This window comes from Chlamydiifrater phoenicopteri (assembly GCF_902807005.1).
GTDB classification, from domain to species: Bacteria; Chlamydiota; Chlamydiia; order Chlamydiales; family Chlamydiaceae; genus Chlamydiifrater; species Chlamydiifrater phoenicopteri.
In genome coordinates this window covers 604,135-621,050 of the sequence record NZ_LR777658.1, presented here as the reverse complement: position 1 = coordinate 621,050, position 16,916 = coordinate 604,135, and the positions used below count along the sequence as shown (strand labels likewise).

Genomic DNA, 16,916 nt, shown 5'->3' with positions numbered 1-16,916 from the left:
AGAAAGGGGAGCAGGGAATCTAATAATAATGTGGAGAGTAGGGGAGTCTTTTTCTGGGTTGGTGGGAGGAAGAGCCAGAGAAGTAGAGGTTGTAGAAGAGGCTGTAAGGGAAGAGTTAGAGAGAGCCTCGCGCGTTAAGAGTATAAGTTGCAAAGCACTGGTCATAAATGTGCTGATTTTTTCATTAGCGCTAGCGTTAGGGATAGTTAACGCTATGTCAATGAGCGCAGTTATAGGGATGTCATTTTTAGAGTTTGTCCCGATCATTTCGTTGATAATCCTATCAGGAAGTTTGTTGTTATTTGCTGCGACGAGTCTTTTTTTAGCAAAAAAGATCGAGCAACATTTTGCTTGTATGGAAGAGCAGGTTATAGCGCTGAAGGTTGAAGAGGAAGAGCGTTTAGAGGCTGAGAGGAGAGAAGAGGAAGTTCGAAAGGAAGAAGAGAGAGGCTTAGAAGAGATTAGAAGGCAAGAGAAAGCTAGAGAGGAGCCTACAGAGAAGGAGATTATAAGGGTAGAGAAAAGATCTTTTTTAGAGAAAATTCCAGGCGTAGGTAGTTTTGTAGAGGAGTGGGTAAAGGAAAGTTTTCGTTCGTGTGCGTATGTTAAGAAGGAGGTTAGGGAGCAGGAGGTAGGAGTTTTAGAACAGGCAAAATATGTATCGCCTTCTTTTGCTGCCAAGGAATTTGCTAGGGTGACAGAGTTTTGGCCGCAGGGAGATAAGCCAGAGATACAGTTTAAGGAGGGAGATAGAGCTGCGGAGGAGCGAAGCAAAAGAGAATTAATGTTTATATTACTAGGCTTTTTAAGCTTTGAGCAGCTGGAAGATATTAATAAGATGTATCAAGAAGGGCGTAGAGGGAAAGTTGGAGATAATGTTTGGCTGAATGAGTTGTATGCTAAATGCATAAAGAAGTATCCGAAGTTGGTAGCTGCGGAGGCCGCATATTTTGCGTGGATAAAGAGTAGTTTTCCTTATCTGCTAGTTTCTAGCCACGCAGTGTTTCATGAGCGCGGAAATTATCGAGCCGCTATTTTTCTCTACTTGGATCGTTTTCTTAGAAATTCTAGAGGGTCAGAGAATAAGAAAGCGCTATCGTTTTTGGAGAAGTTTGCAGGATTTGTTCCTGCATGTTTTGCGGTATTTCAAACAGCGCCGTGGACAATGGGATTGTCCGTGTGTCCTCATGATGTGGGCTGGGATTGGAGTAGTTACTGCCGTAATGTGACAGAGTTTTGTAAATGGAAAGTGCTGGAAAAAAGAGCTTTTGGTGACGGAGAAGCTTTGCGTAGGTTTATAGAGGAAGAAAGAGAAGAGATTGTGAGGGGAGGATCCGAAATCTATTTGAACGGGAAAGACGCTACGTTTGGTCGACAAGTTGATTGTGATTTTTCAGAAAAACCAAGAGCGCTATGGGATATGGCTTCTCTATGTAACAAAGACAAAGAGCTGCGAGAGAAGATAGAAGAAGGTTTGAGAGCGTTGTCTGGTTGCGGCTATCTAGGAGAAGAATCCGTAGAGGAGATTCAGGCGTTTGAGAAAGAGATCTTGGGTCTTAAAGAGTCTGTGGAGGGGAAATGGTAGTACCCTCCGTAGTAGAGAATAAAGAAAGTTTAGGAATAAATCGTAGAGAGACAGAAGTAAGGTCAGCGCCTGTTTTTCGCATTAGAGAGCTTGTTTTGGGCATAATAATTTGTCTAGTGACGACGGTGCCTCTATTTCTCTTTGAAGTGATGGGATCGTCATTAACTTTTTCCCACTACTTGTTGGGGCTGAGCATAGTTTCTATTGTGAGTTTTGTGGCGTTATGTGCGGGAATGTTTTTCGTATACAAGAGAGCTTTTAAAGAAGATGTTTTGTGGAAGAGGATAGGTGCTCTTCAAGAGATGAGCAAAGAGAGAAGCATTAAGAAGCGAGAGCGTGAGGAGATTGTCGTTGAGGAGAGAAAACATCCAGACAAAGAAGTTATTGTGGAGGAGGTAGAGTCGCCCTTTCTTTCAGAGTCTTCTAGGGACATTTTAACGGCTCTTTTTGGGAAACAAGATAGTGATGGACAATTGTTTATGGATTTTGCTCGTTATATCTTGAAGGAGAATATTTCTTTGAAGAAGAGATCTGTGAGCTCTTTAAAGAAAGGAAGATAAAAAGGTTGTAGGGATTTGTTGTGGTTGATTGTTCTAATTTTTGTTTTGCTAAAAACAAGGAATTTTTTGACCAGACAGGTGTAGAACGAGTACTTACAAATAAACGATTTTCTGGAAGTGCATCGGCTTCTTCTCTAACAAAAGTATTCCTTGTTAGCGTCTCGGCTAGTTTAACTATCATTGTTTCAATATTGATATTTGGTGTTTTAAATGCTTTGTCTTTTGGAATAGTTGACTCTTTGAGCGGAGGGCTTCCGTTAGAAGCTTCCGTTATCCTTGGAGTGTCTCTAGTTATATTAATGCTCTCTGTTCTAGGTATTATTTATTTAAAAGAAGGTGTCTCCCAGAAGTTGTTTTTCAGAAGGTTTACGCTTGGATTGGCAACGGAAAAAGATCGAGAGCAGGTTTGTGATTTGTTTGATAAATCGCTCCATATTAAAGATTCTGTAAAGAAATCTGTACTGGCTATAGAAGAAAGGCTTATTTGTTTGAGTCCAGAGTTAACAGCTCAAGCTATTTCTAAAGTTCATCATTATTGGCCCACTGATGGTAAGGTAGAGTACTTGTATAGAGAATCTGCAGATCTTGGTGTGAAACAAAGAGGAGAGCGAGAGCGTATGATAATCCTTTTGGGTTTTCTTACGCGATTAGAGCTTAGTGAGCTATGTTCTCTTTTGGATGGTGAGAATGTTTCACTAGATCCAGAGTGTTGTCGAGTCTTATATGCGAAGTTTATAAAAATGTATCCACAACTAGTTGCGGCGGAGGTGGCTTTTTTTGTATGGCTGAAGAAAGCTTTCCCGTACCAGTTTCAGGCTAGTGCGGCATGTTTTGTATCAGCTTCTGAGTACAGGAAGAGTTTTTTTGAAAACCTAAGAGCTTTTGTTCGCCGATTTGGGAATAAAGACATACATAATTTGTTTGATAGATTTTCAGGCTTAATTCCAGCTTGTTTGGCGGTGTTTCAAACATTCCCGCATACTCAAGGGATGTTAGTGTGTCCCGAAAATGAGGGGTGGGACTGGAATTTCTATTGTGAGAAAGTTTGTGAGCTTTGTCGAGAAACAGTTTTTTACGGTAAAGCTTTTGGTGATGCTGAAGTGTTGCGAGATTTTGTAAGACGAGGGTCAAAGAGTCTTTCATTTAAACAAGCGCCCATACAGTTTTCTTATGGACGGTGGGATAGAGATTTTTTCGATGAACCAGAATCTTTATGGGATCTAGGAGTGTTGTGCAAGGAAGACCCTGAGCTTGCCTTGAGAGTCGAGGAGGGGTTATGTTTTTTGAATCGTTGTGGCTATCTTGGTGGTTACTTTGTGGAGGATTTAAAAGAGTTTGAAAGGAAGGTTTTGGGAATAAAAAAGGATAACTAGTTTGGCTTGCTAAATTGCGGGTTAGTCTTTGAGACTAAGTGTTTTGTGTGTCCTTCTTATTAAAATTAGTGGCTGGATTTTTCTTTTAATAATAAGAAAGTTTTTTCTCGTTATTTATTTATTTATTTTTTTTTTTTTTTTTTGTTAAAATATTTTGTTTCTTTCGCTTCTTTTTTTGGTTGGTTTGTATGATTCATGAAAGCTTCTTGTCGGAAAAATCTTGTGAACAAAACGTTGTAGATATTGAAAAAACCCGAAGGGAAATAAGTTCAAGACTGTTTAGATTAGAGGTAATCAGGGATCTGGCATTGCTGCTTATATTTTTTTGTGCAGCAGCTGTTTTCGTAAGCGTTATCGCTAGTTCTTTTTTGAGTGTGATATTTTCAACAGTTTTGTTAGTTGCTAGCATTTCTGTGAGCATTGTTATGATTAAGTATGCGCCCGATTTTATCGTAGATTTTGCAAAGGAGTATCCCAAACAGCAGGAAGTCTCTGGGGATGTCCAAAGAAAATATCCGGAGCAACCGTCAAGACTTATTGATCTTAGAGAAAAGCTTCCTGAGTATTCTTTAGAATCTAGAATGGAAAGAGAGGCAGGGACGAAGGATTCTTTTGTGTGTCCTTATATTAAGAAGCAGGTTTGGGAAGCCCTCTCTCCAGAAGAGAGAAATGTTATTATTAGACCCTCCTCTGTAATGGAGGAGATTTTATACATACGTGCGTATTGGCCTTCTGGATTTAAGGAGGAGCACGAAAAAAGTAGTGGAGTGGCGCCTAGTTTTCGGTGTGAAAGAGAGTTATTATTTGTTCTTTTAGGTTTTTTTTCCGTAGAAGAGCTGTTAGATTTAAGAGCTTTTTGTAAAGAGTTTCAATCAAAAAATACTAGTGTAATAAATGAGGAAACCTCCTCAAAATGCTACGCTGAATGCATCAAGAAGTATCCACAACTAGTTGCAGCAGAGGCCGCATATTTGTCTTGGCTCAAGGAGAGTTATTCTTACTTGGGTGATGTTAAATCTTCGATTTTTAGGAGTAGTAGTTGGTATAGATCAGCTTTTATAAATCGTCTGATTTTTGGTTCTTCAATATTTGAAGGGATGGAAAAAATCCGAAAAGTTGCAACGGTTTTAGCTAAACTATCAGGGTGGGGGCCAGCGTGTTTGGCCAGCTTGAAGATAGAAAAAGAGGCGCTTGATACTTTAAAGGCTTTCTTGGAAAAGAATAAGGAAAGCGACAACTGGGAGTTTTTTCAATCCAAAGTTTCTGAGTTTAACGCCCACGCAGTTTTCCACAAAAATGCTCTAGGAGATTTAGGATGTTTTGCTGAGTTTGTGGAAAAAGGAAAGCAAAGTTCTTGTTTCCAAGGGGAGGCTACAGAATTTACTTTTGAAAAATCTGATAAGAATTTCTTTTCTTCTCCAGGGGGGTTATGGGAAATGCATGCGTTTTGTGAGCAGGATGCAGAATTGGCAGCAAAAATCGAGGAAGGTTTGTCCAGCCTATCTCAAGCAGGATATGTGGGTGCGCAAACTATCGAGGAGCTTCAGAATTTTGAAAGAATAGTTCTGGGGTTAACATCATCTTCTCCAGAATAGTCTGATGAGTCTAAAGACCGAGACGATTAGGTTTTGGTTTTTTAAAAAATAGATTCAAGGTTGGGTCAACTATTTTGGGTGTGTCTTTCATTAGAAATCCGGATACATCTAGTGTGTGTATTTGTTCATGGTTCAATATTTGGCTTTGATGAGTAGGGCTACAGTTTCCCAAGAACGACAGAAAAAGGAAGTTCTTTTTTGGGGGGGTTAACATTTTGTGTACAAGTTAAATAAAATCTCGAGCTAACGACCAAAGCTTCAAATAACTCTTTCCTTTTGTAGAATGCTCTTAATTTTTGTATTGCACCAGTTTATTATACCCTCAATTTTTGAAGCCCTGTTTAGAAAACGGATTTCCATTAGTAGATTATTTTAGGTTTGAAGCGATTTATTTTTTTCGTAATGAGGAATCTTTGGTGGTAGGTTTTTTTGATCAAAGGCGTTTGATTTTTAGGGTGCTGTTATTTAACGATTAAGAGGTTCGTCTTTTTTGTCTTCTTTGTTAAGATTTCTTTGCTTTTATGTTTTGGGGAGATCTAGAGAGTATGAGTACTGACATAAGCCCTTCGGTTTGTCCTGAACAATCTTATTTGGAAAAGACAGAGGATTTGGGATTGATTAACAGTCAAAAGACGTTGAATCTTCTGCGGAGGTTAAGTTTATGTGGCGTGGGATTTAGTTTTTTAGCCTTAACTTTTGGAATAGGAGGAGTTGTCAATGCTCTTTTATCCAATATTATCGTGGGCCCCTCTTTAGTCGTTTTTGTCGTGGTTTTTTCTGCGTTGTTATTGATCTCTATCTTTGGAATGATTTTCGTTGATGAACAGTTTGTTGAATTTTTAACTCGTGAAGAAGAGGTCGTTGTCAAAGAGGAGCCTGAGGAGAAACTCATTCTCCTAGAAGAGAAAAAAACGGAAGAATTGCCCGAAGAATTTCAAGAAGAGGTTTTGTCTGAATGTCCTTACGTAAAGAAGGGAGTTTGGAATATCTTAGAGGATTTTGAGAAACTATACTATCAATCCCCCCTAGCTTGTGCAGAAGTTATAGCGGGAGAGAGTGTGTCCTGGGCTAGCTTTGTTCAGGAAGAATTTTTGGGTCAAAGTAGAGTAGAAGGAGCGGTTAGTCGACGATCTCAAAGAGAGCTAGCGTTTGTTTTTCTCGGTTTTTTGACTTGGGATGAGTTGAAAGGAATTAGTAATTTATGGGAAGCGGCCGAAGCCAAAGGGACGTATGATTTGGATGAGTTATACGCTAAATGTATCAAAAAGTATCCGAGGATAATAGCTGCTGAAGGTGCTTATTTTTCATGGATTGGAAGTAGTTTCCCGTATTTGGGTAATGCTAGGTCTGCGATCTTTCAGGATGCGTTTAAATACAAAATGAGCTTTTTTCTTCGATTAAGCTATTTTGTTAAAAGTTGTCCTGAAGAAAGCAAGAAATTTGTTCCCCTGACAAGATGTCTTTCTGGATTAGCTCCAGCGTGTTTAGCCAGCTTAGAATTGGGTCATGTTTCAGCTTCTGATATTTGTAAACTGCGTCGAGAAAAGTTATGGAGCTGGGAGTTTTTCTGTCAGAAAGTATCGGAATTTTGCAGAGAATCTGTGTTTTATGAAAATACTTTTGGTAATTGGGAAAGTTTTCTGAAGTTTGTAGAGGAAGGTTCAGAAGTATTTTCTAGTGAAAAGAAGTTTGCCTTTGATTACCAAAGAGAAGAAGAAAACTTTTTCTCCACGCCACTTTCTTTATGGGATTTGTTTACCATATGTGAAGAGGATGGCGATCTCTTGGATAAAATTGATGAAGGGTTAATGGCTCTTCAAGAATTTGGATATCTAGGAAACATGACCGTCGGAGAAATTCAAAATTTGGAATTAATAATCCTGGGACTAAAGTAAGGTTAGTAAAGATCCTTTGTTGCGTCTGCTGAAAAGAATTGTGGCAAGGTTTTTACGTCTGAAAGAGAACATCCTAGACTAAAAGTTTTTAAAAAGGCTTTTTCTTTTTCTTTTATTGTTGTTAACCTACCCGATCTTATTCGGGTGAGGTGTCCTTTGATCGATAGTTTCTGTAGAAGTAGAGCAGGGCTAACTCGTCTTTTGGATGAGGGTTCTTTGATGGATCTTCAAGAAGGAGAGGGCGTCCTACAGAAAAAAATAGCTGCGTCGGAGTGTGCTAGGAAGATTGTTTTCGTTGGCATAGCGGTGTCTGCTGCTATGGTTTTTGAAAGGATCGTGTCCCTTGGGCTTGGAATATCATTGCTAGGAATAGGTGGTCCTGAAATACTTGTGGCTTCTCTAGCGTTGCTTATCACATTTTTGCTGATTTTTATCGTTGTTTCTTTCCACTTGTCGGCCTATAGGTCTGGGTTAGTAGCTCTTGAACAAAAATTATTGCAGCTTCAGAAAAAAAGATCGGAAGAGCCTGTCCCGGTTGCTCCACTTGTCACTCCAATAGAATCCAAGATAACTTTGGGGAAGGCTTTCTCATATATTAGTCCCTCAGTGATGGAAAGCCTATCGAACATAGACAAGGTTTTGTTCCAAGATCCGCTAAAAGTAGTCGCATCTATAACGCAAGTTCAAAAGATATGGCTTCCTTTGATTGATCTGGAGGTGCGTTATAGCGGACATGTTGAAGAGGCTATAAAAACTCGTTGTTCAAAGGAGTTTTCTTACATTTTGTTGGGCTTTCTTTCTATCGATCAGCTTAGAGATATAGATAGTAAATATGAGAAGGTGAGAGGAAGAAAGGCAGAAAAGCGAGAGCAACAGCTGTTGTATGCCGAGTGTATTAAGAAGTATCCTCAGCTGATAGTTGCTGAAGCAGCTTATTTCATGTGGTTGAGGGAGAGCTATCCTTACTTGGGAAGGGCTTCTGAGTCGATTTTTAGAAGGCCTTCGGATTATATATCGGAAAGGCCTCGTTGGCTACAGGACCTTCTTAGTCTATTTTCTTCTAACGATAAGGAAATAATGCTCTGGTTGCAAAAATTTTCTGGATGGGGGCCTGTTTGCTTAGCAAGTTTCCGTAATACTTTTGGAGATGGGAAGCTTTTGCAGGCGTGTAGGGAGAGATTAGATTGGGGTGCTTTTTGCAAACAGGTTTCTGAGTTTTGTCGGTTGGCAATTTTTCGAAAAGGAATCCTAGGGGATTGGAAAAGCTTTATGGAGTACATCTCTAACAGAGAGAAAAGTAATTGGTTGACCAAGGATACTGTAGAGTTTGTTTGTTCTGAAGAAGACGAAGACTTTTTCGATTCTCCGAGATCTTTGTGGGATATGCAGGAGCTTGTAGATCAAGATCCAGAGTTGGCGGCAAAAATCGAAGAAGGCTTATCGATGCTTTCTGATGCGGGATATCTTGGAAGCTGGTCCATAGGAAGGATTCAGAGTTTTGAAAAAACCATTCTAGGGTTATCTCAACAAGAGAGTTAGTTAGAAGTTCTAGAATGTATTCTAATGGGAGTAGTATCTCTGTGTTGTTTTCTTTCTTTAGGGAACAGCTTGAGTGTTCCCTTTTCTTGTGAGTTACTTTCCAGTTTATTGCATCCGGAAGGATGTTTTCTATACCTGTTTATGGAGCGTGGTTTTGCTCTAATAAATAGTTTCTAGAATTCTTTTATAGAACTAAATAATTTCATTTTTTTTTTTTTTTTTTTTTGTTAGCATATTTAGTTTTCGTTTGTTTGTGAGGCTTGTTGATTGATTTCTTTTGATAAAGCAAATCCTTTGACTCTTTCTGTGTCTAAAGATGGTTTTCAAGAAATGAATTTTATGACCGATGAAAGAAGTTATAGGATGGCTCGATTGGGATTGGCCAAAGCGATCTTTGTTGGCCTTCTTGTGTCTTGTGGGCTGGTTCTGTCTTGGGGAGTTATAAATATAGGAGTGTTGGGGCTTGGGATCAACTTGCCGCACATGGTATTTATGGGAGTGATGCTAATGCTTTTAGCATCCTCTGTTATTGGAATCAGTATCGTAGCTCGCTTTCAGAAAAGTTTTGCTACTCCCAAGATCTCCACTGAGGACAGAGGAATTCAGTCTGAGATAGCTCAAGAGGTGGTTGCAGAAGAAGATTTAGGCTCTGAGTTTTCTTTAGAGGAGGAGTTCCAAAGAAAAGTTTTTTTATCTACCGAGGAATCATTAAAAATTCTTTCTGAAATTGAGGCTGAAAGAGATTTTAAAAAGAAAATCGATCTAGCCTCTCAGGTTGCATTGGGAGGCGGCTTTTTGAAAAAAGAAGTCTTAGACAACTTTGAATTTTTCTCTGACGAAATGAAGTTGGCGGTAGCCTTCCCGCAATATGCTCAATGTAAGCTTCATCACAAGCGTATCTCATTAAGTGGGTATAGTTCTCTCGAGGGGTGGATAGCTAAAGATGTTAAACGGTTATTTTCGAGAGAGAAGCAGGCTCGTGCTGAAGAATTTTTTGATAGAGAGGTTTTTCCGCAAAGATTTTTTTTAGAGTTAATATCCGTAAGCCTGGGCTTTTTTTGTTTATATGAACTTGATTTATTGAGGGAGTTTGTTTGCCAAAAAGTTGCTGACAGAGAGCTGAGTGAGGGGTTTTGTAATCAGTTATACTCCGAATTAATAGTTCGGTTTCCCAAAGTAGTTGCTGTAGAAGCGGTCTTTCTAAACTGGCTGAAGGAGTTATTTCCCCACATTCCGTCTTGCGAACAATTTAAGCATTACCGTCTGTTTTTATTAAATGGTTTTGTTCGATTTTCCGAATTTCCTAGGAACGCAGTGATTAAGTTTTTGGATAAATTCTCCGGGGTTCTTCCTGCCTGCGTCCTTCTATTTCATGACAACGGGATAACGGATTTTGATGGGGTAGAGAATCTTTCTTGGGAAGAGTTTGTCCAAAAAGCTATGACTTACTTTAGAAGAGCTCGTTCTTTCAAGGAATATGAGGAAAACTTTGGTTGGTTTTCTTCATTTCTAGAGTATGGAGAGGCCATTTTCTGCGGAGGTCAAGTAAGCATTCCTTTCCGTAAGGGAGAGTCAAATTTTGTGGAAAGGCCGTATCCCTTATGGAATTTAGGGGCTTTAGTAGCAAGGGACAAAAGGCTCCAGAGTAAAATTAAGGAGGGATTAAGAGTTTTAGGAGAGATCGAGTGTCTTGGAGGAGAGGTTGATGAATTGATAGCCTTAGAACTCACGGTTCTGGGATTAGATAAAAGCTTTTGGGAGTGAACGTGTTTTTAGTTGATAAAAAAACAGCATCATTTCCTTTAAGTAACGCTAATGCTTTGGAAGTTCAAGGAGGAAGTCAACAGCTGGGAGCCACTTTGCGCAGTAATTCTATATTGAAAAATGTCCTTTTCTTTGGGTTAAGCATTTTTAGCTGTTGTATTTTCTTAGGCTTGACGTTGGGGGTGGCGAATGTTTTTTCTTCATTTTTTTTCCCTTCTGTCCCGATTTTCACCCTGCTAGAGATTGTCTGCGGCGCATTCTTTTTTTTGTTGTTTTTCTCCTTGGGGTTCTTTCGGATTAGTGAGAGCACAAGCTGTTCAAAGATTATTCTGGAAAGCTCGAAATTAAGAGATAAAACTGTTCAAACAGTTGGAGAAGGACCGGAATGTTTGGTGAGCATCGAAAGCATAATAGAATCTCAAGGGGAGATAGAAAATGTTCCCAGAGTTGGCTCAAGTGCGAAGCTGTGGATAAATGAACGTTTCCAGGCCTCTAGGCATATAAAGAAAAACTTCAAGGATAAGATTGTAGATGTATCTGTTCAGATAAAGTGTTTGTTTCCAGCAAAGACTGCCGAGGCTATTGCTAAAGAACGCTCTCAGTGGCCTCATACCTTTAAAGTAGAATATTTATACAGAAATCAACCAGAAAAAGGTGTTGAAGTTCGGTGCAGAAGAGAGTGGCAGTTTATTTTGCTTGGTTTCTTTTCTTTTGAAGAAATTCAGGCTCTCAGTTCTATTTATCAGGAAGAGCTTAAACTATCAGGTGCTACAGGGGTTGACCTCCATTTATTGTATGCCAAGTGCTTAAAGGTATATCCCAAGTTAATTGCTGCTGAAGCTGCATATTTGGCCTGGATTCGCGAAGCTTTCCCCTATTTGTCCAATGCTAGTTCATCGTTGTTTCAGGATTCTGACAATTATAGGAGGGCGTTTTTTGATAGTTTTCAGCAAATCTCGAGTTTGGAATTGCATGGATCAAGTCGTCGGGTTTTAGCGTGGCTAGAGCGGTTTACAGGCTGGATACCAGCTTGTTTATCTGTTTTTCAGACTAACCCCCTATCCGAAGGAATGTTGGTGTGCCCCCAGAATATTGAATGGGATTGGGACTTCTATTGTACAAAGGTGGCAGCGTTTTGTAGACAGACAGTCTTTATAAAACCAGCCTTTGGAGAAGCCTCAGATTTGTTGGATTTTGTTTTTAACGGTACTCCAGAAGAACAGCTTTATAAGCAGGGATTTTATTTTGATTATGATGAAGGGAGAGATTTTTTCTATCTGCCCGTGTCTTTATGGAAAATAGGGCTGTTTTGTGACAAAGATTCGGAGCTTAGAGATAAAGTAGAGGAAGGCCTGGCGTTATTGAGTGAAAGCGGCGTTTTTGGTCGCTTATCTCTCGAGGATGTGCAGGCTATGGAACGAAAAATTTTGGGATTAAGATAAAGGTTGAGCTTGTCGATAGAAGGTAACGGTATAAATGCTATTGATTTTTACAATAGCAGCGTTTTGTCAGATCTAAGAGTTTTTGAGAAAGGTATAAACCAAAAACTATTGAAAGTTAGAACAGAAAAAAAGTGTTGGATAGTTATAGGTGTTTTAAGTGCTTTGATTTTTGTTTTGATTGTGACATTGGGCGTGGTTAATGTTCTTGTTTTCTTCCCGTCATTAAATTCTCTTCTAAGGAATGTGCCTCTTGTGACAGTAGCTTCTTTGGCTGCCTTCTGTTTTCTTATTGACCTTCTGTTACTTTTAAAGTGTAACGAGCGTTTACATTTATTTTGTCAGTTCCAAACTGAGGCAAAAAACATAGAAAGAGAGTCCAGGGTTTTTCTTGAAAAGGTTTGGAGCGAGAAGATCTCTCTTGAAGAGAAAAACAAAAAGGATTCCGAAGAAGCATTTCTGGCTTCAATAGAGAGCAAAAAGGCTGAAGGGGCTTTTCTGAAGGAAGCCCATAAAGTGGAACAGTTAGATGCCTGGATTGTAGATAACTTTCGTCATGCCTCTTTTATAAAGGAAGAGTTTCGCGAGTTGGCGTTAGATGCGCCTACGCTGTCAAGATGGTTATTTCCAGCAACTATGGCAAAAACTATTTCTACAGAAGGAGTCTTATGGCCTTTTGAGGCTAAAGTAGAAGCTTTGTATGAACATAACGTGGGTGCGGGAGCATACTGTCGCAGTCAAAGAGAGTTGTTTTTTATTTTATTGGGTTTTTTTTCAAGGAATGAGTTTGAGAGTATAAATGATATTTACCAGGGGGAATGGAGAAATTCCGAACAAATAGATTCTCATTTTTACAATCGTGTTTATGCAAGGTGTATCAAAGTGCATCCAAAAATTGTGGCTGCTGAAGCCGCCTACTTTTTTTGGATCAAACAAAGTTTCCCGTATTTAGGTAAAATAACCTGCTCCATATTTAGTTCGAGTCTATACCAGAGTACATTTTTCTCTTGTGTGACAGATTTTGTTAAGAATCCTCTTTATGGAGGGAGGGATCGAGTTTTTTATTGGATAGAGAAGCTTTCTGGTTGGATACCAGCTTGTTTATCTGTTTTGCAAACAGATCCCTTAACTAAAGGGATCTTATCCTGCCCGGAGAAAGTGGATTGGAATTGGGAGTTTTTTTGCAAGAAAGTCTCCGAGTTTTGTCGAGAAGCAGTTTTTTACGGTAGAGCTTTTGGTGATGCGCAATCCTTGTTGGACTTTGTTGAAAATGGACAACATAGTTCTAAGTTTCAGGAAGAAAGGTTGTCGTTTATTTATGAAGAAAGTGCTCATGACTTTTTTGAGCTTCCCAACTCTTTATGGGATATAGGAAAGCTTTGTGAGAGTGATTCAGAATTGATGTCGAAGGTAGAAGAAGGATTAGACAGTCTCTATGACAGTGGTTATGTAGGGAATAGTCCTGTAGAAGAAATGAAAGAGTTTGAGCGGATGATTTTGGGTGTTAAGAGGAAAAGAGTTTAGCAATGAGGATTAACGGCGATTCTGTTCAGGAAACAAATAAAACGTTGGGAAACAGCTCCAGAGATGATTTAAGTGTTTTATCATTGAAAGTACGAGCCATTGTTTTTGGCATATTGACAAGCTTGTTGGCGGTTGTGCCTCTCGTCGTCATGGAATTGACAAGCATGTATATTCCCATGACTTCCTTCATTGTTGTAGCCTTCATGCTTTCTTTAGTTAGTATTACCATCCTATTTTTGGGGTTAAGTATCTTTAGGGGATGGTTGGCTCAGGCCTGTACTAGGGAGAGAATGGAGAGTGAAAAGGTTTTGCAAAGTTCTAGAGAAAATTTTTTAGACAAAGAAAAGTTGAAGCTTTTGTCTCAACGAGAGGTTTCTGAAGGAGTGATGAGAGAAGGCTTTATTGAAGAGGAGAGGTTTTTATCAGAAGGAACTAGGAAGTTTTTGTCGGAAATGTTGTTTGTTGGGGATGAAATTGGTGATCAAACCCTTTTAGTTTCGATGTTTTCATCCATTATCCAGCAAGCGGGCTTTGTTAAAAGATGGGTTAGATCAAAGGTTGCAGATCTTTCTAACCAAATGAAAGTCTATTTAAGTTTTCCACACACGGCTTCGTTAAAACTAAACAATGTAACTTCAGCTTTTCAAAACAATTTCTTAGAGATTCCTTTGGCTGAAGAGTTTAAAGAGGTAACCCAAGAGATAGTTGAGTATAAACCATCAAAAAGTATTACATCTTTTTTCAAAAAATCACCTAGGATAGAGATTGATGAAATACCAACAACAACTTTTAAAAAGGTAGAGTTAAGAGCCTCAGAGTTGTTAGTGGAGTCTCTGACTATAGGGTTTTCTGTTTTATCTTCTCAGTCTGGAAAATCGACGAAAACTAAAGCTCGTGTTGCCTCCAAGAGGGCAGAGAGTGGTGATAAACCTGTCCAAGAGCCCTCGGAGGGGGTGATTGCATTAGGGGGGGCTAGTATAGAAAAGACTAGCTTCTCAGAGGTTTTTCAAGCCAGGTTTTGTCGGGAACTGTTCTTCATTATGCTTGGATATTTTTCCCTAGAAGAGATAAAAAATATAGGGCGGTTACTTTCAAAGAAAATAACACCCAACACAAAAGAAGCTGCTTATCGGCACATCTATCACAAGCTAATACTTAAGTATCCAAAGATTGTGGCTGCAGAATCTACCTTCTTAAATTGGCTGCGCAAGGTATATCCTTATACTTTACTTTGTCAGGATTTTCAGAAATATCAAGTGCTTTTCTTGCAGTCGTTGTTAGCAAATAAAGACCTGGAGGCTGAGGAAGGAGTAGTTTTCCTAGAGAATTTTTCTGGAGTAGTACCGGCTTCTGTAGCCTCTTTTCTTAAAGAAGGCAAGTTTGATTTTAACCTAAATAAAGTTTGTTCTTGGAAGACGTTTTGTCAGAAGGTCATGTCTTTTTCTAGGAAGGCTTATCTATATGACGATATGGCAGCTTCCATTGAGAAATTTGAAGAATATCTCGAATATGGAGAAGATCTATTCAAAAAGAAGAAACGAATGGTTCTTACATACCCGGATATAGAAAAATCTTTTGGGGAAAAGGCGCACGCCCTCTGGGATATGTCTGAACTGGTCAACAGTAGCAGTTCTCTTTTAGAGAAGATAGAAGAAGGGCTAGCTAGTTTAAGAGATGTGGAGTGCTTGGGAGGAGAGGTAAGCGCTCTTGTACAGTTGGAGCGTGTGGTTTTAGGATTAGAAAAATAGAGGCTCTTTAGAGATAAAAAGAATCTAAGCATCTTTCTTTTTAGTGGTATGAATAGGTGCTCCTAACTGTCTAGCTGGCCCACTTATATACACGCAAGAGACTTTCTGAATTTATGTTGTTTTTCTATCTTTCTTTATAGAATTAAATAATTTCATTTTTTTTTTTTTTTTTTTTTGGTTAGGTTTTTTGTTTTCTTCTATTCTTGGAGGGGTTTTGATAAGATCTAACAATTGTTTAAATGGATCTCACAGTAATCATTTAGAAAACAAAATAATACCAGCAAATCTAAAGAAGACGGAGCCTTTTTCCTTAAAAAGAGCAACAGCTTTTTTTTTGAATTATTTGAGAAAAGTTATTTTCGTATTTTTGTCTGTGTGCTTCTCAGCAGGTGTAGTCGCCGTTGTTTTAGGAAGTTTGAGTAGCGGCATCTCAGTACTTGTTTTATCTAATATTCTTGCTTCTTTTCTATCTTTGGTCATCGTTGGCTTTTCTTGCTCCTTTAGGACAGAAGTGCAAAAGTTGGATTCAGTGAGGTTGATGGAGGATGTGTTTCGGGATGCTTCATTAGTAAAGGCTTCTTCGAAAAAATTCTTGGAAAAAGGTAAGTTTCTTTCTTCAGAAAGATCTTTTCGTCTTCTTGTTAAGATCGGGCGAGAAGAATCAGAGAAGGAAAAGGCTGCATTAGCTTCTCTAGTTGTCCTGGGGGGAGGATTTGTTAAGCCGGAAGTTAAGAAGCGATTATGTGATCTCACAGAAGAACACAAGATACGACTAGCTTTCCCTTTTTTTGCTAAATTCGATTTCGAGCTCCCTTTAGATTATGATTCTTGTTTAGAAGAGCATATTATCAAGAAAATGGAAGGAAATAACCTTAAAGAAGAGGAAAAAGAATCTATTAGTAAGATGAGGTTTTCCAGAGAGCTGTTTTGTATAGCATTAGGGGTTTTTTCTGAAAGTGAATTAAAGAGTCTTCATGAATATTTAGATGCTCTAGGCCCACTCTCTGGCCAAGAAGATTTAGATGGAGTGTATTCAGAATTAATTTTGAAGTTTCCGAAATTGGTTGCTTTGGAAGCCCTATCTTTAAATTGGTTGAAGAACGTATTTCCGTATGTTTTATCTTCGGAGTTTTTAACAAGTTATTCAGAAAGCTTCTTAAGAGGGATTAAAGGAGTAGCTAATTTATTCCCTGGATTTTTTACGAACTTTTCTGGAGTCATTCCTGCTGTTTTACTTTCGTTGTGTCAGGTGGGGACGAATAATTTTAATTTTAGCAAAAAGATGACATGGAGCTTTTTTGTGGATAAAGCTATGCAATATTTTCGACAGGCTCATCTTAGAAAAGGTTTTATGGGAAGCATGGAAAAGTTTCGTGAATTTTTGGAAAAAGGGGATTCTGTTTTTTCTGAAAGTTTTTGGGATCTATCCGTCCAAAGTGATATGAGAGTTTCTCCTGAGATCCCTTTGGAAAGAGATAGTCAGATTTTAGAAAAGAACCTTGATAAGGAAGATAGGCCGATATGTGATGAATCACAAAAAAGCCTGGATTCTGTGAGCATCGCTGATACAAGAATTTTTGCAGAAGATGATGAGCAGATTTTAGAACGCGAGCGCGTGGAAACAGAGAGTTTAGCGAGTGATTTTAACTCCAGAAGTGAAAAGCGAAATTTTACGGATAGCCCATATCCGTTATGGAACTTGTCTTCTCTTTGCGCGGAAAATGCCAACTTGAGTGATAAGATCGAAGAAGGCTTAAGTTGTTTAGAAGAAATAGAGTGTTTAGGGGGATCTTTAAAAGATATATTGCAGTTAGAAAGAATAGTCCTTGGATTGGAGTAAATGGCGCAGCTAGAGTTTTGATCAAAAATTATTTCTAGAAATTTTTATGTTGTT

General features: G+C 38.8%; 11 protein-coding genes. All 11 read left to right on the top strand.

What is annotated here, in order from left to right:
- Positions 1–28: 28 nt before the first annotated feature.
- The 11 genes from KJA58_RS02635 (at position 29) to KJA58_RS02585 (ending at position 16,862) form a co-directional block, all read left to right on the top strand.
- Complete coding sequence (locus tag KJA58_RS02635) at positions 29–1,585, top strand: hypothetical protein (protein ID WP_213357910.1); 1,557 nt, start codon at positions 29–31, stop codon at positions 1,583–1,585.
- The gene (locus KJA58_RS02630) at positions 1,579–2,145 is read left to right on the top strand and encodes a hypothetical protein (protein ID WP_213357909.1); all 567 of its coding nucleotides are present in this window, start codon (positions 1,579–1,581) and stop codon (positions 2,143–2,145) included. The genes KJA58_RS02635 and KJA58_RS02630 overlap by 7 nt, the downstream gene beginning before the upstream one ends.
- Positions 2,146–2,165: 20 nt before the next feature.
- Positions 2,166–3,518, top strand: coding sequence for a hypothetical protein (locus KJA58_RS02625; RefSeq protein ID WP_213357908.1), 1,353 nt, complete (start codon positions 2,166–2,168; stop codon positions 3,516–3,518).
- A 188-nt stretch (positions 3,519–3,706) separates the two neighbouring features.
- Positions 3,707–5,113, top strand: a complete 1,407-nt coding sequence (locus KJA58_RS02620; protein ID WP_213357907.1) for a hypothetical protein — start codon at positions 3,707–3,709, stop codon at positions 5,111–5,113.
- Positions 5,114–5,658: 545 nt separating this feature from the next.
- Positions 5,659–7,008: a hypothetical protein gene (locus KJA58_RS02615; protein WP_213357906.1), complete on the top strand. Its 1,350-nt coding sequence runs from the start codon at positions 5,659–5,661 to the stop codon at positions 7,006–7,008.
- Between the two features lie 156 nt (positions 7,009–7,164).
- Positions 7,165–8,547, top strand: coding sequence for a hypothetical protein (locus KJA58_RS02610; protein ID WP_213357905.1), 1,383 nt, complete (start codon positions 7,165–7,167; stop codon positions 8,545–8,547).
- 330 nt (positions 8,548–8,877) lie between these two features.
- Positions 8,878–10,311 (top strand): hypothetical protein, encoded by a 1,434-nt coding sequence (locus tag KJA58_RS02605; RefSeq protein ID WP_213357904.1) that lies wholly within the window; start codon positions 8,878–8,880, stop codon positions 10,309–10,311.
- A 2-nt stretch (positions 10,312–10,313) separates the two neighbouring features.
- Positions 10,314–11,753 (top strand): hypothetical protein, encoded by a 1,440-nt coding sequence (locus KJA58_RS02600; protein ID WP_213357903.1) that lies wholly within the window; start codon positions 10,314–10,316, stop codon positions 11,751–11,753.
- A gap of 9 nt (positions 11,754–11,762) precedes the next feature.
- On the top strand, positions 11,763–13,274 hold the full coding sequence (locus tag KJA58_RS02595; RefSeq protein ID WP_213357902.1) for a hypothetical protein: 1,512 nt from the start codon (positions 11,763–11,765) through the stop codon (positions 13,272–13,274).
- Positions 13,275–13,276: 2 nt separating this feature from the next.
- Complete coding sequence (locus KJA58_RS02590; RefSeq protein WP_213357901.1) at positions 13,277–15,022, top strand: hypothetical protein; 1,746 nt, start codon at positions 13,277–13,279, stop codon at positions 15,020–15,022.
- 367 nt (positions 15,023–15,389) lie between these two features.
- On the top strand, positions 15,390–16,862 hold the full coding sequence (locus tag KJA58_RS02585; protein ID WP_213357900.1) for a hypothetical protein: 1,473 nt from the start codon (positions 15,390–15,392) through the stop codon (positions 16,860–16,862).
- The last annotated feature ends 54 nt before the right edge of the window (positions 16,863–16,916 follow it).